Source organism: Clostridium puniceum (genome assembly GCF_002006345.1).
GTDB lineage: Bacteria > Bacillota > Clostridia > Clostridiales > Clostridiaceae > Clostridium > Clostridium puniceum.
Map to the genome: position 1 here is coordinate 1 of NZ_LZZM01000126.1, position 908 is coordinate 908.

At 30.6% G+C, this 908-nt stretch carries 1 protein-coding gene; it reads right to left on the reverse strand.

Going from position 1 to position 908, the window contains the following annotated elements; genetic code table 11:
- Positions 1-908: IS256 family transposase (locus CLPUN_RS09645; protein ID WP_077847078.1), on the reverse strand; the 908-nt coding region annotated here is incomplete at both ends.

The following is a 908-nucleotide window of genomic DNA, read 5'->3' on the forward strand; positions in this document are numbered from 1 at the left end:
GGTTGAGTCCATTTTTCTATAATTTCCATAGTCGCTAAATATACACATTTGCTTAAAGATTGATCTGTTGGGAATATAGTTCTTGCCTTAGTATATTTACGGATTTGCCTATTAAATCCTTCTAGCGTATTAGTAGTATAAATCATTTTTCGTATTTCGGGTGAGAAACTAAAAAATGTTGATAACTGGTTCCAATTGTTATACCACGAATCTATTACAATAGAATATTTATCACCCCATTTATCTTTTAAATTGTCGAGCTGCGCTAGCGCAAGTTCTTCTGTAAATGCCTTATACACACATTTAAAATCTTTTATAAACTCTTTTTTATCTTTTGATGCTATATATTTTATAGAATTTCTTATTTGATGTACGATACATGTTTGAATATTAACAGATGGAAATACTGTTTTAATAGCTTCAGGTAGCCCCTTTAAGCCGTCCATACATGCAATAAGAATTTCTTTTACACCTCTATTTTTGAGATCAGTACATATTTTTAGCCAAAACTTAGCTCCTTCGGCTTCGTCAACCCAACTGCCAAGTATTTCTTTATATCCTTGCATATTATATCCTAAGCATATGTAAACAGCCTTATTTACAATCTTCCCATTACTTCTCACTTTGAAATACATTGCATCTAAATAAACTATTGGATATATTTTATCTAAGGTTCTATTTTGCCATTCAATAGCACTATCCATAACTTTATCAGTGATTCTAGATACCATTGATGGAGAAATTGTTATTCCATATAAATCTTCTATTTCAGCCTGAATATCACTAGTTGTCATTCCTTTTGCATAAAGTGATATTATTTTTTTGTCCAATTCAGTACATACTGTTTCATATTTCTTTATTATCTGTGGTTCAAATTCTGCATTCCTATCTCTTGGTACGTCTAAATC